The sequence below is a fragment of the Rhizobium mongolense USDA 1844 genome, assembly GCF_000419765.1.
Classification (GTDB): domain Bacteria; phylum Pseudomonadota; class Alphaproteobacteria; order Rhizobiales; family Rhizobiaceae; genus Rhizobium; species Rhizobium mongolense.
Genome location: NZ_ATTQ01000028.1, coordinates 23,678 through 46,457 on the forward strand (window position 1 = coordinate 23,678; position 22,780 = coordinate 46,457).

At 59.9% G+C, this 22,780-nt stretch carries 26 protein-coding genes; 20 read left to right on the forward strand and 6 right to left on the reverse strand.

The features are described from left to right. Positions 1–134 precede the first annotated feature (134 nt). From A3C3_RS0132180 to visR, 13 genes are all read left to right on the forward strand, one after another. Entirely contained in the window at positions 135–1,766 is a 1,632-nt protein-coding gene (locus A3C3_RS0132180) for a globin-coupled sensor protein (RefSeq protein WP_022718666.1), read from the forward strand. A gap of 63 nt (positions 1,767–1,829) precedes the next feature. Further along, on the forward strand, positions 1,830–2,126 hold the full coding sequence (locus tag A3C3_RS0132185) for an STAS domain-containing protein (protein WP_022718667.1): 297 nt from the start codon (positions 1,830–1,832) through the stop codon (positions 2,124–2,126). After that, complete coding sequence (gene cheY1 / locus A3C3_RS0132190) at positions 2,123–2,488, forward strand: chemotaxis response regulator CheY1 (protein ID WP_003570362.1); 366 nt, start codon at positions 2,123–2,125, stop codon at positions 2,486–2,488. Before A3C3_RS0132185 ends, cheY1 begins: the two co-directional genes overlap by 4 nt. Before the next feature lie 17 nt (positions 2,489–2,505). Next, positions 2,506–4,788, forward strand: coding sequence for a chemotaxis protein CheA (locus A3C3_RS0132195; RefSeq protein ID WP_022718668.1), 2,283 nt, complete (start codon positions 2,506–2,508; stop codon positions 4,786–4,788). Between the two features lie 4 nt (positions 4,789–4,792). Further along, positions 4,793–5,260 carry a chemotaxis protein CheW gene (locus tag A3C3_RS0132200; RefSeq protein ID WP_022718669.1) on the forward strand — a complete coding sequence of 156 codons (468 nt, stop codon included), beginning with the start codon at positions 4,793–4,795 and terminating at the stop codon, positions 5,258–5,260. After that, complete coding sequence (gene cheR, locus A3C3_RS0132205; RefSeq protein ID WP_022718670.1) at positions 5,257–6,168, forward strand: protein-glutamate O-methyltransferase CheR; 912 nt, start codon at positions 5,257–5,259, stop codon at positions 6,166–6,168. Before A3C3_RS0132200 ends, cheR begins: the two co-directional genes overlap by 4 nt. After that, positions 6,165–7,208: a protein-glutamate O-methylesterase CheB gene (cheB, locus tag A3C3_RS0132210; RefSeq protein ID WP_022718671.1), complete on the forward strand. Its 1,044-nt coding sequence runs from the start codon at positions 6,165–6,167 to the stop codon at positions 7,206–7,208. The genes cheR and cheB overlap by 4 nt, the downstream gene beginning before the upstream one ends. Beyond that, complete coding sequence (locus A3C3_RS0132215) at positions 7,208–7,597, forward strand: response regulator (protein ID WP_022718672.1); 390 nt, start codon at positions 7,208–7,210, stop codon at positions 7,595–7,597. Before cheB ends, A3C3_RS0132215 begins: the two co-directional genes overlap by 1 nt. Next, on the forward strand, positions 7,594–8,148 hold the full coding sequence (cheD, locus tag A3C3_RS0132220) for a chemoreceptor glutamine deamidase CheD (protein ID WP_022718673.1): 555 nt from the start codon (positions 7,594–7,596) through the stop codon (positions 8,146–8,148). The genes A3C3_RS0132215 and cheD overlap by 4 nt, the downstream gene beginning before the upstream one ends. A gap of 16 nt (positions 8,149–8,164) precedes the next feature. After that, positions 8,165–8,551: a chemotaxis protein CheT gene (gene cheT, locus A3C3_RS0132225; protein ID WP_022718674.1), complete on the forward strand. Its 387-nt coding sequence runs from the start codon at positions 8,165–8,167 to the stop codon at positions 8,549–8,551. Between the two features lie 110 nt (positions 8,552–8,661). Next, the gene (fliF, locus tag A3C3_RS0132230; protein ID WP_022718675.1) at positions 8,662–10,353 is read left to right on the forward strand and encodes a flagellar basal-body MS-ring/collar protein FliF; all 1,692 of its coding nucleotides are present in this window, start codon (positions 8,662–8,664) and stop codon (positions 10,351–10,353) included. 583 nt (positions 10,354–10,936) lie between these two features. Beyond that, entirely contained in the window at positions 10,937–11,677 is a 741-nt protein-coding gene (gene visN / locus A3C3_RS0132235; RefSeq protein ID WP_022718676.1) for a transcriptional regulator VisN, read from the forward strand. A 9-nt stretch (positions 11,678–11,686) separates the two neighbouring features. Further along, positions 11,687–12,436 carry a transcriptional regulator VisR gene (gene visR / locus A3C3_RS0132240; RefSeq protein WP_022718677.1) on the forward strand — a complete coding sequence of 250 codons (750 nt, stop codon included), beginning with the start codon at positions 11,687–11,689 and terminating at the stop codon, positions 12,434–12,436. A 57-nt stretch (positions 12,437–12,493) separates the two neighbouring features. Here visR and A3C3_RS0132245 read toward each other — a convergent pair whose 3' ends face one another. From A3C3_RS0132245 to motA, 6 genes are all read right to left on the reverse strand, one after another. Next, complete coding sequence (locus tag A3C3_RS0132245; RefSeq protein WP_022718678.1) at positions 12,494–12,934, reverse strand: hypothetical protein; 441 nt, start codon at positions 12,932–12,934, stop codon at positions 12,494–12,496. A 5-nt stretch (positions 12,935–12,939) separates the two neighbouring features. Then, complete coding sequence (flhB, locus tag A3C3_RS0132250; protein ID WP_022718679.1) at positions 12,940–14,019, reverse strand: flagellar biosynthesis protein FlhB; 1,080 nt, start codon at positions 14,017–14,019, stop codon at positions 12,940–12,942. Positions 14,020–14,148: 129 nt separating this feature from the next. Next, positions 14,149–15,189 (reverse strand): flagellar motor switch protein FliG, encoded by a 1,041-nt coding sequence (gene fliG / locus A3C3_RS0132255; protein WP_022718680.1) that lies wholly within the window; start codon positions 15,187–15,189, stop codon positions 14,149–14,151. Between the two features lie 28 nt (positions 15,190–15,217). Next, complete coding sequence (fliN, locus tag A3C3_RS0132260; RefSeq protein ID WP_022718681.1) at positions 15,218–15,805, reverse strand: flagellar motor switch protein FliN; 588 nt, start codon at positions 15,803–15,805, stop codon at positions 15,218–15,220. A gap of 64 nt (positions 15,806–15,869) precedes the next feature. Continuing rightward, a complete protein-coding gene (locus A3C3_RS0132265; RefSeq protein WP_028740187.1) occupies positions 15,870–16,811 on the reverse strand; it encodes a FliM/FliN family flagellar motor switch protein in 942 nt (313 codons plus the stop codon). A gap of 6 nt (positions 16,812–16,817) precedes the next feature. Then, positions 16,818–17,690 carry a flagellar motor stator protein MotA gene (gene motA, locus A3C3_RS0132270; RefSeq protein ID WP_022718683.1) on the reverse strand — a complete coding sequence of 291 codons (873 nt, stop codon included), beginning with the start codon at positions 17,688–17,690 and terminating at the stop codon, positions 16,818–16,820. 248 nt (positions 17,691–17,938) lie between these two features. Between motA and flgF the strand changes: the two genes are divergently transcribed. From flgF to flgG, 7 genes are all read left to right on the forward strand, one after another. Then, positions 17,939–18,673, forward strand: coding sequence for a flagellar basal-body rod protein FlgF (flgF, locus tag A3C3_RS0132275; RefSeq protein WP_022718684.1), 735 nt, complete (start codon positions 17,939–17,941; stop codon positions 18,671–18,673). 25 nt (positions 18,674–18,698) lie between these two features. Continuing rightward, positions 18,699–20,096 (forward strand): flagellar protein export ATPase FliI, encoded by a 1,398-nt coding sequence (gene fliI, locus A3C3_RS0132280; protein WP_022718685.1) that lies wholly within the window; start codon positions 18,699–18,701, stop codon positions 20,094–20,096. Positions 20,097–20,146: 50 nt separating this feature from the next. Next, positions 20,147–20,656, forward strand: coding sequence for a flagellar protein (locus A3C3_RS0132285; RefSeq protein WP_183906840.1), 510 nt, complete (start codon positions 20,147–20,149; stop codon positions 20,654–20,656). A gap of 160 nt (positions 20,657–20,816) precedes the next feature. Further along, positions 20,817–21,209 carry a flagellar basal body rod protein FlgB gene (gene flgB, locus A3C3_RS0132290; RefSeq protein WP_022718687.1) on the forward strand — a complete coding sequence of 131 codons (393 nt, stop codon included), beginning with the start codon at positions 20,817–20,819 and terminating at the stop codon, positions 21,207–21,209. A 4-nt stretch (positions 21,210–21,213) separates the two neighbouring features. Next, positions 21,214–21,630, forward strand: a complete 417-nt coding sequence (flgC, locus tag A3C3_RS0132295; protein ID WP_022718688.1) for a flagellar basal body rod protein FlgC — start codon at positions 21,214–21,216, stop codon at positions 21,628–21,630. Continuing rightward, positions 21,630–21,959, forward strand: a complete 330-nt coding sequence (gene fliE / locus A3C3_RS0132300) for a flagellar hook-basal body complex protein FliE (RefSeq protein WP_022718689.1) — start codon at positions 21,630–21,632, stop codon at positions 21,957–21,959. The genes flgC and fliE overlap by 1 nt, the downstream gene beginning before the upstream one ends. Positions 21,960–21,979: 20 nt before the next feature. Beyond that, a complete protein-coding gene (flgG, locus tag A3C3_RS0132305) occupies positions 21,980–22,768 on the forward strand; it encodes a flagellar basal-body rod protein FlgG (protein ID WP_022718690.1) in 789 nt (262 codons plus the stop codon). Positions 22,769–22,780 lie beyond the last annotated feature (12 nt).

The window sequence follows — 22,780 nt, forward strand, 5'->3', positions numbered from 1 at the left end:
GATACTTCCGCCCTCCGGTTTGCGCCGGTGGTGAGCCAGGTCGTTTCCCTGCATTGCGCTCATCGGATGGAGCACAACGGTTTTTCACCGGACCTTGTCCGGAATGTGGTTGGGGATAGGCATTGGGGCAGGACATGCCATCAGATCAGGCCAAGGGCGCGCAGGCAGGCAGCCTTCGCGATCGCCTGCGCTTTGCCGGTCTCGATGCCGCGCAATGCGAGGCCGTGCGCCGTCACCGGCCGATGCTCGAAGCCCGGCTGAAAAGCGGCCTTCGCGACCTGTTCCAGCGCTTCCAGTCTTTCCCGGACGCGGCCTGCAATTTCCAGAACGAGCGCCAGCTCGATCGCCTGCACGATCTTCAGTCCTCCCACTGGGACGTGCTGACCGATGCGCGCTTCGACAGCCTCTATGCAGAACGCGTCAAGGTTCTTTCCGACAGCGAAAGTAAGATGGGGCTTGATCCGCGCTGGCACGTGGCCGGCCATGGCGTCATGCTGGAGCATCTCATGTCCGGTCTTGCGGGCGAGCTGGCAGGCAAGCCGCTGTTGCCGGGCGCCAAGCGCCGCGCGAAAGAAATCTCCGAGATGATGACGGCTATCATCCGCCTCGTCATGGTCGATGTCGAAATCGCCGTTTCGCTGCGCTTCAATGCACTGCGTGCCTCCCAGCAGCGTGCGGTTGCCGAGCAGCGTGAAAACGACAAGGCAGAGATCGCCCGGATTTTCGGTGACGTGGTCGACGGCCTCGCGGCCCGCGACCTGACCGTGCGCGCAGCCACCGATGGCGACGATGCCTACGCCGATATCGCCGGTGCGCTCAATGCGGCACTCGACGGCATTCAGACGGAATTTGCAGCCATCAGCGGGCGCACGGCAAAAGCCGAAACCTCCACGCGTTCGCTCGCGGCCGCCTCGCAGGGCTTTTCGGATGATGCAGCCGGTCATTCGCAGCAACTCATGACATCGGCAGCAGCGCTCGAAGCAATCGCCGGAAGTGTCCGCAACGGCGCATCGGAAAGCCGCGCTGCGGAAAAGGCCGCGGCCGCCACCCGCTCAGCGGCAGAAGAGAGTGGCCAGGTCGTCGGCCACGCCATCAGCGCGATGGCGGATATCGAGCAGTCCGCCGAAAAGATCGGCCAGATCATCGGCGCAATCGACGAGATCGCCTTCCAGACGAACCTGCTGGCGCTGAACGCGGGTATCGAAGCCGCGCGTGCCGGCGAATCCGGCCGCGGCTTTGCGGTCGTGGCGCAGGAGGTGCGGGCGCTTGCCCAGCGTTCTGCCGAAGCCGCTCGCGAAATCAAGACGCTTGTCACGACGACCAAGGCGCAGGTCGATGCCGGCGTTCAGATGGTCGGCCGCACGCAGGATTCGATCGGCAACATCGTGCGGCAGGTAACCGGCATCAATGCGGCAATCGCAACGATTGCAAGCCAGACGGGCGAGCACGCCGCAAGCCTCGACACGGTGACGGCTGACGTCAAGGCGCTTGGCGGGCAAGTTGCCGACAGCGCGGCATCCGCCAACCGCGCAGCCGAAGGCGCCGATCATCTGCGCACGGTGATCCTCGAACTGGGGCAGACGATCCGCGCGTTCCGGATCGCCCGCGAAAACGCCCGTATCGAGGCCGTGCCGCTCCACGCTTCCCGCCAACGCAGTATCGAGATCGCGGCCCGTCCCGCCACGCTGGACGAGCAATACGACAACGAGGATTTCGGGTTTTCCCGTCCGGCTGTGAATTTCGGAGGCGGCGGGAATGTTTACTAACCTATCGGAATATGACCTCGCCTCATTTTTGCGGGCACGGGACAAGGGGACAAGGAAAAGCTGATGGCAGCAAAGAAGAGTGGGAAGACGCTGAATTTGGCGGCGGTGCTTGACCTCAACGAGGCTTCGGCCTTGCGCGACAAGCTTATCTCAGTGCGTGGCAGCGATCTTTCGATCGATGCGTCCGCCGTTGAGCGTCTCGGTGGCCTGTGCGCTCAGGTTCTGATGGCGGCGGCAAAGACCTGGAACGAGGACAAGCATTCGTTCACCTTCACGAAAGTGTCCGATGCATTTCACAAAACCATGCAGCTGGTTGGCGTCGACATCGACCACCTGCTTGCCAAGGAGATCCGGCAATGAAGAAAAAAGTGCTTACCGTGGATGATTCACGGACCATCCGAAACATGCTTCTCGTGACGCTCAACAATGCGGGCTTCGAGACGATCCAGGCCGAAGACGGGGTTGAAGGCCTTGAAGTCCTGGAAGAATCCAACCCGGACGTCATCGTGACCGACATCAACATGCCGCGCCTCGACGGTTTCGGCTTCATCGAAGGTGTTCGCCGCAACGAGAAGTATCGGGCGATCCCGATCCTGGTGCTGACGACCGAAAGCGACGCTGAAAAGAAGAACCGCGCCCGCCAGGCCGGCGCCACCGGCTGGATCGTCAAGCCGTTCGACCCTGCCAAGCTGATCGATGCCATTGAGCGCGTAACCGCTTAAACCCAGGATTCTCTCCTATGGATATGAACGAAATCAAAGAGATCTTTTTCCAGGAATGCGAGGAACAGCTCGCCGAACTGGAATCCGGTCTCATGAAAATGAATGATGGCGATCGCGATCCGGAAACCGTCAATGCGGTGTTCCGTGCCGTCCATTCGATCAAGGGCGGTGCCGGCGCCTTCGGTCTGGACGATCTCGTCGCCTTCGCCCATGTGTTCGAAACCACACTTGATTGCGTTCGTTCCAACAGGCTTGAGCCGACACAGGATGTCCTGAAGGTCATGCTCAAATCGGCCGATGTGCTTGCGGACCTCACCAATGCCGCCCGCGACGGTGGCAGCGTCGACGAGAGCCGCAGCCGCGGTCTGGTGAAGGAACTGGAAGCGCTGGCGAACGGAGAGCTGCCGTCTCCTTCCACAGCCGCCGAAGCGCCGGCACCGAAACCTGCCGCAAAGGTGGCGCCTGCGCCTGCCCCCGTGGCGGAGACCCCTAAGGCGGCCGATGACAGCGGTTTCCAGCCGATACCCTTCTCCTTCGACGATTTCGGCGGCGAGGAAGAGGCCGGCTCCGGTCTTCCGGTCTATGAAATCACCTTCAAGCCGCGCTCCGACCTCTATTCGAAGGGCAACGACGCCACGCTGCTGCTACGCGATCTCTCCCGCCTCGGCGAGATGAGTAGCTACTGCAACATGGACGACCTGCCGGGCCTCGACGATCTCGATGCCGAAGGCGCCTATTTCAGCTGGAATATCACGCTGAAGACGGACAAGGGCGAGGATGCCATTCACGCCGTGTTCGAATTCGCCGAATGGGATTGCGATCTGGCCGTCAAGGCGATCGAAGCCGCAACCTCTGTATCGTCCAACGACGAACTGCCGATGATCCCCGTTCCCTTCGACCTTTCGATCCTAGATGAGGGTGCCGCCGAGGCACCGGAAGAGCCGAAGTCGGATGCTGCAGCTGCCGTTGCCGCCGCCGAGACGGCCTCAAACGTCACCCAGATGGCGGCCGCCGCGGCTCGCGTCGAAAAGAAGGAATCCGCCGCTTCGGCTGCCGCAAGTGCTGCCGCCGCTGCCCAGAACAATGCCGCAGCCGGTCAGACGATCCGTGTCGATCTCGATCGCGTCGACCGCCTGATCAACCTCGTCGGCGAGCTGGTCATCAACCAGGCGATGCTCTCCCAGAGCGTCATCGAAAACGACACGACCGGCACGTCGTCCATCAACATGGGTCTCGAAGAGCTGCAACAGCTCACCCGCGAGATCCAGGACTCGGTCATGGCGATCCGCGCGCAGCCGGTTAAGCCGGTCTTCCAGCGCATGTCGCGCATCGTGCGCGAAATTGCCGACATGACGGGCAAGACCATCCGCCTGATCACCGAAGGTGAAAACACCGAAGTCGACAAGACGGTCATCGACAAGCTGGCCGAACCATTGACGCACATGATCCGCAATGCGGTCGACCACGGCATCGAAACGCCGGAGAGGCGTGCAGCAGCCGGCAAGAACACCGAAGGCACAGTTCGTCTGACGGCAAAGCACCGTTCAGGCCGCATCCTGATCGAGCTCGCCGACGATGGCGCCGGCATCAACCGCGAGAAGGTTCGCCAGAAGGCAATCGATAACGATCTGATCCCCGCCGACGCTAACCTTTCGGACGAGGAAATCGACAACCTGATCTTCCTGCCCGGCTTCTCGACAGCCGACAAGATCTCCGACATTTCGGGCCGCGGCGTCGGCATGGACGTCGTCAAACGCTCGATCCAGGCCCTTGGCGGCCGCATCAACATCACCTCGCGTCCGGGCCATGGCTCCGTCTTCACGATGAGCCTGCCACTGACGCTCGCTGTCCTCGACGGCATGGTGGTCACGGTTGCCGGCCAGACGCTTGTGGTACCGCTGACCGCCATTGTCGAAACACTGCAGCCGGAAGCTGCTGCGATCCATTCATTCGGTGCGAACCACCGTCTGATCTCGATCCGTAACAGCTTCTGCCCGCTGGTCGATGTCGGCCGCATCCTGAACTTCCGCGCAACCCAGGCAAACCCGGTCGAAGGCGTCGCACTGCTGGTGGAATCCGAAGGCGGCGGTCAGCGCGCGCTCATGGTCGATGCGATCCAGGGCCAGCGTCAGGTGGTCATCAAGAGCCTCGAGGCGAACTATACGCATGTACCGGGCATCGCTGCGGCAACGATCCTCGGCGACGGGCGCGTGGCGCTCATCCTCGATGTCGATGCCGTCGTCGGCGCCTCGCGCGGCCAGGCACTGAAACCCGAAATGTCGTTGGCAGCAGCAGGGTAGGGTCATGTCGTACACCGTAAAAAATCTGAGCCAGGGGGATCGCGAGCTCATCGCGTTCCGCATCGGCGACCAGGAATTTTGCGTGAACATCATGTCGGTTCGCGAAATCCGCGGCTGGACGCCGGCAACGGCCATGCCGCATTCTCCGGCTCACATGAAGGGCGTCATCAACCTGCGCGGTGCGGTGCTGCCCATCATCGATCTTTCGGCGCGGCTCGGCATGAAACCCGCCGAGCCGTCGGTACGCCACGTCATCATTGTCGCCCAGGTCCGGCGGAAGGTCGTCGGCCTGCTCGTTGACGCGGTCTCGGACATCCTCACCGTGACCGACGACAATATTCAACCGACGCCGGAAATTTCTTCCGATATAGAGCGCCAGTTTGCCCGGGGCATTCTTGCGATCGAAAAGCGGATGATCTGCCTGGTCGAATTGGAAGCCCTGTTCCCTGATACCGAAAGCGAAGCTGCATGAATGCGTTGAGTGCAAAAGATCTCAGGCAGGGGAACCCGGACGAGGTCCTGGCGAGCGGCGAATATCCGCTGACGCGCCGTGACCTCATGGAAATCGCCGCGATGATCTACTCGGATGCAGGGATTTTCCTCAACGAGACCAAAGCTTCGCTGGTCTATTCGCGTCTTTCCAAGCATATCCGCAATCTCGGCCTTTCAGGCTTCCGCGAATACTGCTCGCTGGTTTCTTCGCCTGCAGGCGCCGCGCCGCGCCGCGAAATGCTTTCGCATCTGACCACCAACTTCACGCGCTTCTTCCGCGAGAACCATCACTTCGAGCACCTGCGCGACCACGTGCTGCCGGAGCTTCTCAATCGTGCCAAGACGGGCGGGCGTGTCCGCATCTGGTCGGCCGCATCTTCCGACGGACAGGAGCCCTATTCGATTGCGCTGACCGTGCTTTCGATGATGCCCAACGTCGCCGACTACGATTTCAAGATCCTTGCGACCGATATCGACCCAAAGGTACTCAATCTCGCTCGTGCTGGATGCTACGACGAGACGGCTCTCGAAACCGTATCACCGGCCATGCGCAAGCAGTGGTTCACGGAAGTCAACGTGGATGGGCGCCGCAAATTCCAGGTCGATGACCGCGTCAAGCGCCTGATCACCTACAACGAGCTGAACCTGATGGCGCAGTGGCCCTTCAAGGGCAAGTTCGACGTCATCTTCTGCCGCAACGTCGTAATCTATTTCGACGAACCGACGCAGATGAAGATCTGGTCGCGCTTTGCCGAACTGCTGCCGGAAGGCGGACATCTTTACATCGGCCACTCCGAGCGCGTTTCCGGCGAAGCAAAGCACGTCTTCGACAATATAGGCGTTACCACCTATCGCCACACAACCAAAGGATTGGGGAGAAAGGGATGAGCGCACCGGCAAGAGTTCTCGTCGTTGACGACTCCCCGACAATGCGCGGGCTGATTAGCGCCGTCCTGAGTTCCGATCCGGACGTCAACGTCATCGGCCAGGCGGGCGATGCGCTGGAAGCACGCGAGGCGATCAAGAAGCTCAATCCCGATGTCGTCACGCTCGACATCGAGATGCCGAACATGAACGGCCTGGAATTTCTCGAGAAGATTATGCGGCTTCGCCCCATGCCGGTCATCATGGTCTCCACCATGACGCACCGCGGCGCGGAGGCGACGCTCGCCGCGCTCGAGATCGGGGCCTTCGATTGCGTCGGAAAGCCTGCCCCCGGCGAGCCGCGTCCCTTCGGCGATCTGGCCGAGAAGGTCAAGGCGGCCGCGCGCACGCAGCGCCAGTTCGTGCAGCCGCCAGCAGTTCCGGTTCCGCCGGTATCGGTGGCCCATTTCCGGGTCGGACGCAAGATCGTCGCGATCGGTTCGTCGACGGGCGGCGTCGAGGCGCTGATCGCCGTGTTGCAGAAGTTTCCGGCAAACTGCCCGCCGACGGTCATCACCCAGCATATGCCGCCGACCTTCACGAAAAGCTTTGCCGACCGCCTCAATCGCCTCTGTGCTCCGGTCGTTGAAGAAGCGACGGATGGCGCACGTTTAGAGATTGGTAAGATTTATCTGGCACCAGGCGGGGAACGTCATTTGCAGGTCGCGAATGCGTCCGCACCCAGTTGCCGTCTCGTCGAGCGCGATCCGGTAAACGGCCATCGCCCCTCGGTCGACGTTCTCTTCGATTCCGTTGCCGAACTTGCCGGACGCAATGCGGTCGGCGTGATCCTGACAGGCATGGGCCGCGATGGCGCGGCTGGCCTTTTGAAGATGCGCCATGCCGGCGCGCGCACTCTCGGACAGAACGAAAAGACCTGCGTGGTCTATGGAATGCCGCGAGTGGCCTATGAACTCGGTGCCGTTGAGCAGCAGCTGCCACTGAATGCCATCGGCGAAGAAATATTGAAAATGACAGCCGCCCGAAAGGAAGGGACAGAATAATGTCGATTGCGGAGAAAATCAAAGTTCTGATCGTCGACGATCAGGTCACGAGCCGATTGTTGCTCAGCGATGCGCTGACCCAGCTCGGCTTCAAGCAGATCACGGCTGCCGGCGACGGCGAGCAGGGCATGAAGATCATGGCCCAACAGCCCCATCATCTGGTGATCTCGGACTTCAACATGCCGAAGATGGATGGTCTCGGTCTGCTGCAGGCCGTACGCACCAATCCGGCAACCAAAAAGGCGGCCTTCATCATCCTGACTGCGCAGGGCGATCGTGCTCTCGTGCAGAAGGCCGCCCAGCTCGGCGCCAACAACGTGCTTGCCAAGCCCTTCACCATCGAAAAGATGAAGGCGGCGATCGAAGCCGTGTTTGGAGCGCTGAAATGAATGTCGAGGCAGCAGCCCGCCGCGTTCATATCATTCAAGGCGAATGGAAGGTCCTGAATGATCCGACCGCGGTTTTGACGACCATCCTTGGTTCGTGTGTGGCTGCCTGTCTGCGCGATCCCGTGGCCGGTGTCGGCGGCATGAACCACTTTCTGCTCCCAGGCACGGGTAACACGCCGATGAGTGGCGGGGACGCGACGCGCTATGGCGTTCACCTGATGGAATTGCTGATCAACGGCCTTTTGAAGCAGGGCGCGCGCCGCGACCGCCTGGAGGCCAAGATTTTCGGCGGGGCGAAGACGATCTCGACTTTCTCCAATGTCGGCGAACAGAACGCCGCCTTCGCCATGCAGTTTCTGAGGGATGAAGGCATCCCGGTCGTCAGCTCCAGCACCGGCGGCGAACACGGCCGCAAGCTGGAATACTGGCCGGTTTCCGGCCGCGCGCGCCAGTACCCGCTGACCGGCGCTGAAACGCAGAAGACGGTGGCTCTCGAACAGCGCCCTGTCGCACCCCAGAAGCCGGTCGAAACAAGTATCGAATTTTTCTGATGACAAGGATCTTTCTATGACTTTCAGTGGAACGATAGAGCCTTCGCCGGTCGAAGCGCTTCCGGATATCCTTATGCGTATCGTTTCCGAACTGCACGATGTCGCCTATCTCATCGAACGCATCGAGCCGCAGCTTCTCGAAATCGGCGGCGCCGATGTCCTGCACTCGCCCGATAGCATGAAGATCATGCAGGGCATCGATCTTGCCGTTCAGAAGACCCGCGGCCTCGCTGAATTCATTGACACGATCACCGGCGAGATTCCGCAGAGCTGGGCGGTTGACGTTGCGACCGCGCTCAGCCTGGTCAAACTTGCCGAAATGCAAAAAGCGCTCGGCGGTGCCACCCGCCACGGCCATTCCCAGCCGCTCAGCAAGGCGGCCGGCGACTTCGATTTCTTCTGATTTTAAAGCTCCCCAACCTGCCCTGACGAAACGCTCGCACAAGTTTCGCCGTCTATCAACAAATGAGGCAATAAGCCTGTTTTGTCTTTGACGGATCGTGCGAGAACAGAATGAATCTGTTAAATCAATTAGTTCAGCTCATTAAGAACTTAGGTTCGCTGGGGCGGACACGCTTGTTGGCGCTCGCTGGCGTTGGCGTTTTTTCAATTGCAATTATCCTGGCTGCTGCCCTTCTCGTCAACAAGCCGGCGCAGGAAACGCTCTATGTCGGCCTTGACACTCCTGACCTCAACCAGATCAGCATGGCTCTTGCGGAAGCCAATATCGGCTTCCAGGTCGGTTCCGACGGCTCAAGCATTACTGTGCCTGCCGGCATGACGGGCAAGGCCCGCCTGCTGCTTGCCGAGCGGGGCCTACCGAACAGCGCGAACGCGGGCTATGAACTCTTCGACAATGTCGGTTCACTCGGCCTCACCTCCTTCATGCAGGAAGTCACACGTGTGCGTGCGCTCGAAGGCGAGATTGGCCGCACCATCCAGTCCATCTCAGGCATCACCGCTGCTCGCGTCCATATCGTTATGCCGGAAGTCGGAAACTTCCGTAAGGCGGAGCAGAAGCCGACAGCCTCCGTCATGATCCGGGCGAGCGCTGCGGCAGGCCGAAGTGCCGCCACCTCGATCCGCCACCTCGTCGCCTCGGCCGTGCCGGGGCTTGATGTCGATGACGTGACGATTCTTGATTCCGCCGGCCAGCTGCTCGCATCTGGAGACGAGGCGAGCAACAGCTCGCTGAACCGCTCGCTGAACATCGTCCAGAACGTCCAGCAGGAAGTCGAATCGAATATCGACAAGGCGCTGGCTCCCTTCCTCGGCATGGATAATTTCCGCTCCAGCGTGACCGCCGATCTCAACACGGATGCGCAGCAGATCCAGGAAACCGTCTACGATCCGGAATCAAAGGTGGAGCGCTCCGTGCGCACGACCAAGGAAGCCTCGCAGTCGCAGCAGAAGCAGTCCGATAACGCAACGACCGTCGAGCAGAACGTTCCGCAGGCCGCCCCCGAGCAAGGTGGAAGCAATAGCCCGGAATCGCAGGACAAGTCGGACAAGAAGGAAGAGCAGACAAACTACGAGATCAACAGCAAGACGACGGCCACCACTCGCAACAGCTACGAGATCGAGAAGCTCTCGATCGCCGTTGTCGTCAACAAGGGCCGTATCGCCCAGATGGTCGGCGAACCTGCCGATCAGGCGAAGATCGATGCTTATCTCGCCGAGATGCAGAAGATCGTCTCGTCGGCAGCCGGTATCAGTGCTGATCGCGGCGACGTCGTCACGGTGACGGCCATGAACTTCCTCGAGAACCAGCTTCTCGAAGATGCCGCCGGCGGCGTTCGCGTCCTCGATATGCTGAGCCGCAACCTGGCCGGCATCATCAACTCGCTGGCCTTCCTGGGCGTCGCCTTCGTGGTGGTCTGGATGGGCGTGCGGCCTCTGGTGCGCAGCATCAGCGGTGGAGGTGCGGGGGTCATCGGCGACACGTCTTCAGAAAGTGTTGGCCTGGAGCTGCCTGATTTCGCACCGGCCGGTGGAGCGGCTGCCGGCGGCGCGCTCATGGACGGCTTCGGTTCGGACTTCGGCTTCGACAGCACGGAGGACCTGCTCAGCCTGGGCGACGACGACGGGAACTTCAACCGCCGCGTCAAGGAAGGCCCGGAGCGGAAGCTCGCGCGAATGGTCGAGATCAACGAGGAACGCGCCGCGAAAATCCTCAGGAAATGGGCGGTGGACAACGCCGCCTAAACGAAAGGCCGGGAGACCGGCCTTTTTTAACGTCTTTATCCGCCCGCTGCCAGATCACGGATTTGTTATCGGAAGCTGCCGCGCGGGACATTTTTTTCACAAGATTGAAAAGGCGCTCGATTATTTGCAGAACGAGGCGAGAGCGGAAGTTTTCTCCTTGCATAAATAAAGAGAAATCGCTTGGTAGGAAGACTGTTAGAGCCGAGCATTTTCTCTGTAAATAAATATTCATATGCGACGCGCCGCAGCGGCGGATTTTTCTCGCTACTCGATTAATGTTAGCTATGTTTAAAGTATATATGAATTGTGGCGCAGAATTACTTATATGGTGACTCGCCAGAAAGGAGCGGTGTATTGCGATATTGAGAGAATCACCATAGGTTCCAACCATCTAATCGAGCGATGTCTGAGCGCGAATCACGCGCACGGAAAGCGGCAAGAGTAAATCCCAAGAACTCGGATATGGTAGTTTCTATCGTCTGACTTACCCTTGGGTGATTCGTTTAGTCATTGCCGCAGGCCGCGTCGGCCCTGCGCAGACAATGCCTTGCAGGATCGGGCACTCAGCCGCGGGACGTTGCCTATGGATATGCACATACTGCTTAAGGGCGAAAATCAGGCCGCGAACTTCGTCGGTCTCCAGGCCGTCAATCTTTGCTCTCGCGAGGAGCTCATTGGGCAGCTCAGCGAAATTGCCGCCAGCGGGAGGTTGCAGGTCGCGCTTCGCACCCTGACGGACTACGTTGGAGCGTCGCATTACCTGCTTTCGCGATCCGACCTCATCCAGGAGGCTGGCCTCGATTTCATCGTGTCCTCGGACTGGCCGTTCGATCTCGTGAAGGACCTGGCGACGTCACTGACAAGCAGTTATGCACGCACGACCGAGCTGGAAAAGTGCATGCAGCTCTTCCAGCCAAATTTTGCTCTTCTGCCCGACAATGCCGACGTGCCGGATGGCGCCAGCCGCCAGTATTGTTCCTTGACGTTAAATGTCGGCCGTTCGCGGCTGTCGCTGATGTTCCTCTTCGATGACGGCTTCATCCTGTCACCGGAGCGGCTGAGGGACGTGGGACTCCTTGCAAGTTATCTGGCAAGTTCGCTCCGGTGCGGGGGCGCCCGGGCGGAGCGCGATTTTGAGCTGACGGAGCGGGAGCTCGAATGTCTCTTCTGGATCGCCGAGGGCAAAACCAGCGATGAGATCGCGATGATCCTGGGCATCTCCCGCAATACGATCAACAACTACATTACGAGCGTCATGCGAAAGACGGCGACCAAAACTCGCTCCGAGGCCATAGCGTTTGCGGTGAGAAATAATCTCGTCTAAGGGGAAGTTATGGGGCATTCGTCAAGCAGGGCGATGGGTAGTACGGAACACATACGCAGCGTGCGCCTGAACAGGATAAGCAGCCGCTCCGACCTCTTCCCGCGGCTGGTCGCGATGCAGAAGCTGGCGGATGCCCAGAATTTTGCAGTCTACCGGATGAGCGGCTCAGGTCTGCCGGCGAAGCAGCGTCTGGTCTGCGAACTCGAGAACTGGGGACCTTCGGCAGCGGCGGCCGCAAGCAAGGCCCTTGTGGACGCTTATGGCGATGCGCTGCTGGACCATATCGAGAAATCCCTTTTGCCTCTGTCCTGGGCCGGCGCACATGATCGCGCCGCGCCCGGCTCAGCCGATTTCGCGCCGTTCATGGCGCGGCTGAAGGATGGCATTCTGCTATTTTCAGGCCTCGCTTTTCCCGTGCGGCTCGGTGCTGCAGGAAATGGCTTCGTCGTCTTCACCGGCGATTATCTTGATCCCGGCGGTGACATGATCGTAGAGCTTCATGGCCGTAGCTGCCAAATCATGATGGATCTGCTCTCGCTGGACGAACGCCGCGCGGCGGCGGCGGAAGCGTTGAGCGAGCGCGAGATCGCTTGCCTGCAGCTTGCCGGCGACGGACGCATCAGCGAAGAGATAGCTGACAAGCTCGGGCTCTCGGTTCATACGGTGAATGCTTACCTCGGCTCGGCGACGATCAAGCTGGATTCGGTCAATCGCATCCAGGCAATCGCCAAGGCCATTCGCCTCGGCTACATCAGCTGACACGCCCGGCGCGGGCGGACCGGCCGGGCTCTTTATGCCTGATGTTGGAATGATCGATCAGCCGGCTAGCGCCTGCAGCGGCCGGGTATTGAACCGGCTTTCGCGCAGGCTGCGTTCGAAAAAGGCCGTGTTCACGTCTGGATCGGTGGACGGTTCATGGAAGGCGATGTGATTGATCTCGACGCCGGCATGCTCCTCCGCCAGGGTCAGTTGCGCGTAGACCGTCACGCCGTGCGGCTTGATCTCGAGATCGAGGACGACCTCCGGCTTGCCGCCCCATTCCAGCGTGTAATTGCCTCCAAGGCCGAAATTGACCGTGCCGGGATGAAAGAAGAGCTCCGCAGCCGAGGCCACCAGATCGGCGATGCTGCCGTAATACTCGAAGCGCAGCAGCGAAATCAGATCCGAAGCGTCGAGAAGCCGAAGCTCGGTCGCAACCGGGCTGATGGCTTCGGCAAGAATTCTTTCACGCTGAGAAGAGTAGGGGCATTTCTTCATTCGGCTTATCTTACCCGTTTGTTCCTGGCGTCGGCGGCGTAAACCCGGTGAATGAGCTCTGCCACTGCCTTGTAGAATACTGACGGGATGACACTATCGATCGAGACTTGCGCAAACATGGAGCGTGCAAGGGGCGGATCTTCGAAAACCGGAATTCCGTTCTTTTCGGCTATCTCTCTGATTTTCAACGCAATGAGGTCCTGACCCTTGGCGAGAACCACTGGCGCATCGTTTTCTTCGCGCACGTAGCGCAGGGCCACGGCATAGTGCGTCGGGTTGGCGATGACGAGCGTGGCGCGATCGACATTGGCAATCATGCGGCGGCGGGCACGGTCTCGCATCAGCGAGCGCTGGCGGCCCTTCACGAAGGGGTCGCCCTGAGCCTGCTTGTTTTCTTCCTTTACTTCATGCCGCGTCATCTTGAGTTCGGTGAACCAGTGATGCCGCGACCAGAAGAAGTCCGCGATCGCAACGACGGCTGTCGCGAAAAGCACGACCAGCACGATCTTGCGCATGATCGTCATCGTCCGGTCGAAGAAGGTTTGCGGGTCGGAGAACATCGCATCGATCGCGTTGAAATATTCGCTCTTCAGCACGAAGAACACGATCACGCCGACGATCAGGATCTTGAAAAGCGATTTGCCGAATTCGATCAGGCCGGGCAGGCTGAACATGCGCGAAAAGCCCTTGGCCGGCGAGATGCGCGACAGCTGCGGACGGATGCGTTCGAGAACCGGAGTGGGCAAATTCTGGCTTATGGATGCTACGACGCCGAAGATCATGAACAGCAGCATGGCCGGCGTGAGAAGCACGGCGCTCACCCAACCGAGATGAACGAAGAGTGACATCGCGTCCGGCCCGGTCTCGATCTTCCACTGGTCCGGCTGCTCGAAGATGTCGCGAAGCGATTCGCTGACCCGGCTGATGCCGTCGGGCAGATAGAATGTCAGATAGATGAAGGTCGCAAGAACGGTGGCAAAGATGGGCACTTCGCGTGAGAAGGGCGTATTGCCTTTCTCGGCCGCGTCGGCCTGCTTTTTCGCTGTCGGGGCTTCTGTTTTGCTGTCCTTGTCTTCATCAGCCAAGTTCGCGGCCCTCCATCAATGGAAAGGGCCGCAGCAAGGCGCGGCCCGTTCCGAAAAGCGTAGTCTCGTGGTGCATCGCGATCAACGCCGTGAGCGGCCTCTCTTCGGGTTGTCAACAGAAGCAGAAGCTTAGGCAGCTGCCGGCGCTTCGCCCTCCGTCTCCTTGAGCTGGATCTGGCCGGAATTTGCCAGACGAATCGCTTCCTGGGCGACAGCGCGCCGCGCAATGGCGATCTCGCGCGGATTGATGCCGACAGTGCCGCTTTGCAGGTCCGATTCGATCATTCGTCGCTGGCGCGGGCTGATCGACGAGAGAACGGCTTCGCGGATTTCGGCCGACGCGCCGCGCAAAGCCATGGTAAGAATGTCGGCGGAGATATCGTTGAGCAGCATGACACGGCTGCGCTGCGGCATGAACAGAATGTCGTCGAAGAGGAAGATCTTCGGGCGAACCTTGTTGACGGATTCGCGGCTGATCGATTCCAGCGAAGTTAGCAAGGTATCGACCTGCGGCTTGTCCATCTCGTTCATGAGTTCGGCGACCTTGTTCGAGCCGATCGAATTCTTCTCGGCCTCGACCTCGGCCAGCAGCGTCATCACCTGCTTTTCGATGATCTGCGCGACCTTGGGGCTGACGGATTTCAGGTTCACGGTACGGTTCATGATGTCCGCGCGGCGGCTGTCCGGAAGCTGCATCAGCACCTTGGCGCCGAAGGAAGACGGCATCATCGAAAGGATATAGGCGACGGTCTGCGGATGTTCGCGCACCAGGAACTTGCCGATGAAGGCCGGATCGCCCTCGCCGAGACGATCCCAGATTGAGGTTTCGTATGCCTGGAACGCGGTGCGGCGGCCAAGCAGGCTGTCTACCTCGTCCGGTGTCAGGCCCTCCTCGAGAATGCTCTCGATGGCCTTGGCATTGTCCATAAGGCCGGCGCCTTCGGTGAAGAGATCTTCGAATTCGGCTACCAGGCCAAGAAGCTCATCCGGCGGAATGGCCCGCAGAGCCTGTGCGGAGGAAATAATCGTCTGCAACTCGGCCTGGGTGAAATACTTCAATAGCCGGCCTGCGACACCCTTCCCCATAGCGAGGAGTACAGCCGCTGCCTTTTCAGCCTGGGTCAACGGTTTCCCGGCAAGTGCGCCGCCGAAATCGTCAAAGTCCATCATGGTCTAACCTCTCCGCCCCTAACCGGGGTCAGGCTTTTCTTGTGCTCAAAACTTCTATCAGTTTAACGCCGAAGCGGGTGTCGTCATTCTCCAGGACGGTGATTTCGCCACGTGCGATCTTGCGGCCGTTCACCATGATTTCAACCGGCTCGCCGATCTTCTTGTCGAGGGCGATGGTCGCGCCTTCGTTGAGATTCATCAGGCCGGAAACCTGCATGCGGCTGCTGCCGAGCATGATCTGGACGTCGATCGGAATGTCCATGATCAGTTCGAAGTTCGAAGACAGCGCGCTGCCGAGCGGTGCCGGTTCGGCGCTCGCCGCGGACAAACCGGTATCACCGAAATCCGAAGAGCCGCCAAAGTCGCCGCCGCCGAAATCGCTGCTGTCGAACGATGTCTCGGCCGCGCCATCGCTGCCGAAATCACCGAAGGCCGACAAATCGGTGCCGGTTCCGGCGCCGAATGCATCGGCTTCTTCGCCCAGCTCCGCAAGCCCGCCGTCCGAATCCTGTTTCAGAACCCCGCGGAGATCATCGATCGCCTGGTCGAGGTCAGCTTCGTTGCCCGGAAGCTCCAGTGACAGATCGTCGTTCTGCTGTGTTTTCTTCGTAGCCATGAAATCACTATTCCAGTTGAAACTTGCCTCAAACTGCCGTCGCAGCTGGGGGGAGGGGAACCGATTAATTCATTAAATGACGGATGAGCTCGTCGTCGGAGCTGATCGTATCTTTGACCCGGACAGTATAATTTTCGCCGGAACGCCCGAACTCGCACACATACAATTCCTTGCTGTTGGCACTGACCTCGACACGGACGTCGCCAGTGTCGCGGAACGGAATGACATCGCCCGGCGCGAGCTTGGAGATGGTGCGCAGCGTCAGATCCTGAAGGCGGATTTTCGCGTCGAGCGTCACATGCGAACGGTGGACCTGTTCGGTGAGCTGTTCGGTCCACTGCGTGGACTTGGTGGACTGGTTCGTTGCCTTCGGTGCGGAAATCTGCGTCTTCAGCAGCGGACCCTGGGGGACGATCACCGAGAACTCGGACGTGATGCCCGAAAGCGCGATTGACATGTTGATGGCCGAGGCGAATTCGTCCGGCGAATCGCTGGAGGCATGGGCGCGGAATTCGTGCGGATGCGGCGGCTCAAGGTTCGGTTCGAAACCGCCCGGTGCATTGACGGCGGAACGGAAGACATTGGCGATCTTCTCGAAAACCATGACCGCAAGTTCAAGTTCGATGACCGAAAGCGACCTATCGGCCGGCTGCTCGATCGTATCGGACGCAGCCCCAAGCAGGTTTTCCATCAGTGTGATGACGAAGCTGTTGCCGCAGGCAAAGGTGATATTCTGCGACCAGTTGCGCAACGTCGCCTCGACGAGGGTCACGTTGGTGTCGAGGTCGGCAATCAGATCGTTCTTGTAGCCGGAACTGCAGCCGAGATAGGCGACGGCGATGTCTAGCCCGGTTTCGCTCTTGAAGATATCCGGCAGGAATTCGCCATAGACCTCCGACAATGAAGCGCAGAGCTTTTCTATGGTCGCCCGGTCGCCGAGGCGTCCCGTCAGCTTCGCAAGAAGGACCGGATCCATTGCCGGCCGTTGAGGGGAAAGGTTGCTCATGGTCGTTTAGGCCGCCTTGTTCTCGCCACCCGGGTTCATCATTTCCTGTTCGACCGCGTCGATTGATGGGCGCTCGTAAGCAGAAATCGTCTTGCGCCCGTATTCGAGGGCCACCTGCGGTACGGAGCCGTTCATGTAGGCAAGCAAGGTCTGCTTCACGATGACATAGAGGCGATGCTGCTTCGTGCGCACGACCTTGATCTGGGAGACGAGCGGCGAGCAGAGGCAATAAGACAGCAGAATGCCGAGGAAGGTGCCGACGAGCGCCGAACCGATCAGGTGGCCGAGGACTTCCGGCGAATCGTTGATGTGCGCCATGGCCTTGATGACGCCGAGAACGGCGGCAACGATACCGATCGCGGGGAAAGCGTCGCCCATGATCTGGATGGCGTGATAGGGCTTCATCTTGTCGTGCAGGATCGTATTGATCTCTTCGTCCATCAGAGCCTCGATCTCATGCGAGCGGGCATTGCCGATAATGATCAAGCGGACGTAGTCGCAGATGAATGCCGTCAATTCCTTGTTCTTCAGGATCGTCGGAGCTGACAGGAAGATCGAGGATTCGGCCGGATTGTCGATATGCGCCTCGATCTCGTTGCGTGATTTCGTGCGCAGGTCGCGCATCAGCGAATAGAGGACACCCAGCGTATCGAGGTAATTCCGCTCCTTGGGCACCGTATGCTTGAAGGCTTCACCGAGTGCCTTTCCAGAATCCTTCACCACCTTCATCGGGTTAGCCATGATGAAGCTGCCCAGGCCGGCGCCGCCGATGATGACGAGTTCGAAAGGCTGCCAGAGTGCGCCGACATGGCCACCCATCGCCATGAAGCTGCCAACGATGCAGCCGCAGGTAATCACAAATCCGATAATGATATTCATCGTCAGTCCAAACCTGAACGTTGTTTTCAACCTCAGGGATAGGGTTGCTGGCTTGCGTGAGGCTGATGGTTGGCACGTTCGGCCCGCATTCCGCATGCCAGCTTCGCACAAGGATTTGCCGTCAGGTTCAAGGTGACGAATGGACCGATTCGTCCGTTTCTGAGATGCCGCCTCAGCGAAACCGTGGTCGAACAAGCGACGGGAACCCCGGTCTTCGTTCCGTTCATCGCCAATACCAGGAGCCTACCATGCAATCCGGTCTTTATGTTTCCTTGTCATCCCAAATGGCACTCGAAAAGCGCCTGACGACAATCGCGGACAATATGGCGAACGTGAACACGACCGGATTTCGCGGGACGGAGGTGAAGTTCAATCAGTTGCTGAGCGACACCGACAACAAGCTGAACGCAAAGGTTGCCTTCGTCTCGCAGGGCAACGACTATCTATCCGGCGACAGCGGCGAGCTGCAGCACACCGGCAATATGCTGGACTTTGCGATCAAGGGCGACGCCTGGTTCGCACTGGATACGCCGGCGGGCCAGGTTCTGACCAAGGACGGCCGGTTCACCATGAAGGACACGGGCGAGCTTGTGTCGATCCGCGGATACCCGGTTCTCGACGCTGGCGGCGCGCCGATTCAGCTGAACACGGCAGGCGGTGAGCCCAAGGTCGGCAATGACGGCATGATCTACCAAGGCGGCCGGCAGGTTGGCTCCCTCGGTCTCTTCGAAGCCGATATCAGCAAGGGTTACCTCCGCTATGAGAACAGCGGCGTCATGACCACGGAGACACCTCGGGCCGTCACCGACCGGTTCAATATCGGCATCGAACAAGGCTATCTCGAAAACTCCAACGTCAACGCGATGCACGAAATCACCCAGCTGATCGAAGTCAACCGCGCCTTCGAGAGCATCGCCTCGCTGACGGCCGACAGCGAAAGCTCCTTCAACGAGGCCATCAAGACGCTGGGTGGCAGCCGTTGAGCGAAAGGTTTGACGGGTGACCAACATGCCGCTGACTGAAGACGCGCTTTCGCCGAAGCTGGATCATCTGGCCGGCCTCGTCAGCCGCTATGCAAAGCCGGAATATGCGGTCGCACATGGCGGCCATGTCCAGACGATCGCCGCCGGCCACTATACGGTAAGCGGACTTTCCCGCCACGTCCGTCTCGGCGAATTTGTCGCTCACAAGTCGGCGACCGGCATCCATCTCGGCGAGGTCGTCCGCGTCGAGCCGGAACTGGCCTATGTCTGCCCGATCGAACCGGGTGAGCCGATCGGCATTCATGACACGGTCATCCGCAAGGGAGCTTTTCGAATATCGCCGGCCGAAAGCTGGTGCGGCCGGACGATCAATTCGCTTTGCGAGCCGATCGATGGCCTTGGCCCGATCGTTGAAGGCCTCGATCGCCGCTCGATTTCCAATACTGCGCCGCCTTCGATGACCCGCAAGCGTGTCGAGAAGGGCTTCCGCACGGGTGTCCGCGCCATCGATATCTTTTCGCCGCTATGCCACGGCCAACGCCTCGGCATCTTCGCAGGCTCCGGCGTCGGTAAATCGACGCTGCTCTCGATGCTCGCCAAGGCCGATGCCTTTGACAGGGTGGTCATTGCGCTCGTCGGCGAACGCGGCCGCGAAGTGCGCGAATTCATCGAGGATACGCTCGGCGAGAACATGAAGAAGTCGATCGCCGTTGTCGCGACCAGCGACGAGAGCCCGATGCTGCGCAAGATGGCGCCGTTGACGGCGGTGACGATCGCCGAACATTTCCGCGACCAGGGCGACAACGTTCTCCTGATTGTCGACAGCGTCACGCGCTTTGCCCACGCAATCCGTGAAGTGGCGACGGCATCCGGCGAGCCGCCGATCGCCCGCGGCTATCCCGCATCCGTTTTCACCGAGCTGCCGCGACTGCTCGAGCGTGCGGGTCCCGGCCCGGAAGGCACAGGAACAATCACCGCAATCATCTCGATCCTCGTCGATGGCGACAATCACAACGACCCGATCGCCGACTCGACGCGCGGCATTCTCGACGGCCATATCGTGCTGCAGCGCAGCATTGCAGAGGAGGGCCGCTATCCGCCGATCGACCCGCTGGCTTCCATTTCGCGCCTTGCCCGCAAGGCCTGGACGCCGGATCAGGAAAAGCTCGTCTCGCGCCTGAAGACGCTGATCCATCGCTTCGAGGAAACGCGCGACCTGCGCCTGATCGGCGGCTACCGACCGGGGGCCGACCCGGATTTGGACATGGCGGTCAAGCAGGTACCAATTATTTACGATGTTTTGAAACAGTCGCCGGGAGACCGCGAGTCGGCCGATGCCTTTGCTGACCTGGCGGCAGCGCTCAAGACGGCTGCCGGGATTCCGAACCAGCCGTCGACGATCCCGACGAGACCCAGAGGCTAGCTTTGACCACCTTCGACGATGATGACGAGCGCATCCCTCCTTTAAAGCCAATGGATAAGCGGCAGGCGCTGATGCTCGACCGTGTGCTGACCGTGACCGGGCTTGCGCTCGCCAGTGCGGCGGCGTTTTTCCCATGGTATGTCTTCTTCAACGAGGACAAGTTCAGCATCAAAGTCGAACAAGGTGACCGGAGCCGTGACCTGCCGGACTGGCCGGAACGCAACGTTTTCAGCGTCTCGCCGCTCGCGATGGTCAACAAGAACGAGGTGGAGAAGAAGCCCGCCCTTCCCTTCGACCCGCTGACGACCGCGACGGTTTCGAATGTCGGCAGGGAGAGCAACAAGGGTATCACGGCCGACGACCAGCCGTTTCCAGCCGTTTCCGGTTTCAAGCTGCTGCATGTCGCCAACGGCCGCGCGCTGATCGAGGATTCCTCGGGCATGTATGTCGTGCGCGTCGGATCGATCCTCCCGGACGAAAGCCGTCTTGCCACGCTGGAAGAGCGTGACGGTAAATGGGTGATCGTCACGTCCAATGGTGAAATCTACCAGAACAATTGATCGCGATTGCTGTGATCGGTAGAGGCTCCGCGCGTGCGACGGGGTCTCTTGCATTTTGGCGCTACCATAAAGATAGCTTCGGGCGAGAAGCCGAAATTCTCCGTAAGTCTGACGCAAGATTGCCGCCCTAGGGTCCTCTCAGTAAAAACGGAGAGTTCCCATGCAACCGATTCAACTTTTCGACTTGGCTTCGCGGCAGGCGGAATGGCTGACGATCCGTCAGGAGGTTGTTGCCGGCAATATCGCGAATGCAAACACGCCGAAATTTCGTGCCAAGGACGTGACGCCTTTTGAGGCCGTGCTCGACAAGGCCGATATCACCATGGCCCGCACCAATCCGGCGCATCTCAGCGGCAACGATTTCAGCACCAGCGGCGGCATCGACGTCAAGGAAGCTGCACTCGACCAGGAAATCGGCGTGCAGGAATCGGGCAATACCGTCGGCCTGGCTGAGGAACTGTCCAAGTCTGGCGAGATCAAGCGTCAGTACGAGTTGAATACCTCTTTGATGGGCTCCTTCCATCGAATGATGTTGATGACCGTAAGGAAGTAATGTCGTGGATCCCTTGTCAGCAGCAATGAAGATCGCAGGTTCCGGGCTCGAAGCGCAGTCGACGCGCTTGCGCATCGTCTCGGAAAACATCGCAAACGCCCGTTCGACCGGCGATACGCCCGGCGCCGATCCCTATCGCCGCAAGACGATCACGTTTGGCGAGGAGGTCGATCGCGCCGGCGGTGTGACGACAGTGGGCGTCAAGAAGCTCGGCGTCGACGAATCCGATTTCACGACGGAATACGATCCAAGCAATCCGGGCGCCGACGAGCGCGGCGTCGTCAAGCTGCCGAACGTCAACATGCTGGTCGAAATGGCGGACATGCGCGAAGCGAACCGTTCCTATGACGCCAACCTGCAGACCATCAAGCAGACCCGCGACCTGATCTCGTCTACGATCGATCTCCTGAAGAGCCAATAATGATCAACAACGTACAGAACGTCAGCTCTCTTTCCGTAACGCGCGGCCTTAGCAGCGTTGCGACCGAGAATTCCTCCACCGCCCCTTCTGCCGCCGAAAGCGCCAAGAACGACCAGAGCTTTGCGGCCGTTCTCGGAAACATGGCAACGCAGGCCGTAGATACCATGAAGGGCGCCGAAAGCATGTCCTTCGCCGGCATCAAGGGCACGGCGACGACCCGCGAAGTGGTCGATTCCATGCTGCAGGCCGAGCAGACCCTGCAAACCGCAATCGCAATCCGTGACAAGGTCGTGTCGGCCTTTCTCGAAGTCACCAAGATGCAGATGTAACTGGATTTAAGGACGAACCGATGAGAGCGCTCGCCATTGCGGCTACGGGTATGGATGCCCAGCAGACTAACCTCGAAGTGATCGCGAACAACATCGCGAACATCAATACGACAGGCTTCAAGCGTGCACGCGCCGAGTTCACCGACCTTCTCTACCAGACCGAACGCGCCAAGGGCGTCGCAAACCGCGCCAATCAGGCGATCGTTCCGGAAGGCGCCAATATCGGCCTCGGCGTGCAGACATCTGCGATCCGCAACCTGCACATTCAGGGCGAGCTCAGCCAGACCGGCAACGATCTCGACGTGGCGCTGATCGGCAAGGGTTTCTTCCAGATCGAGGCGCCGGACGGCACAACGCTCTACACACGCGCCGGCGCTTTTAACAAGAATGACCAGGGCCAGCTCGTCACCGTCGATGGTTATGAAGTCGTCCCGGGCATCACGATCCCGACCGGTTCGACGGAACTGACAATCAGCCGGTCCGGTGAAGTCACCGCAAAGCTCCCGGGCCAGACGGATCCGACGACGCTCGGCCAGCTGACGCTTGCAAGCTTCGTCAATGAAGCCGGCCTCCAGCCGCTCGGCGACAACCTTTTCCAGCAGACGCCTGCCTCCGGCGACCCGGTCGTCGGGACGCCGGACGAAGAGGGCTTTGCGTACATGAAGCAGGGCTACCTGGAATCGTCGAACGTCGATCCGGTGAAGGAAATCACCGAGCTGATATCGGCCCAGCGCGCCTATGAAATGAACTCCAAGGTCATTACCACGGCCGACGAAATGGCCTCCATCGTCAGCAAGAACCTGAAGTAAAGAGGAAAGGGC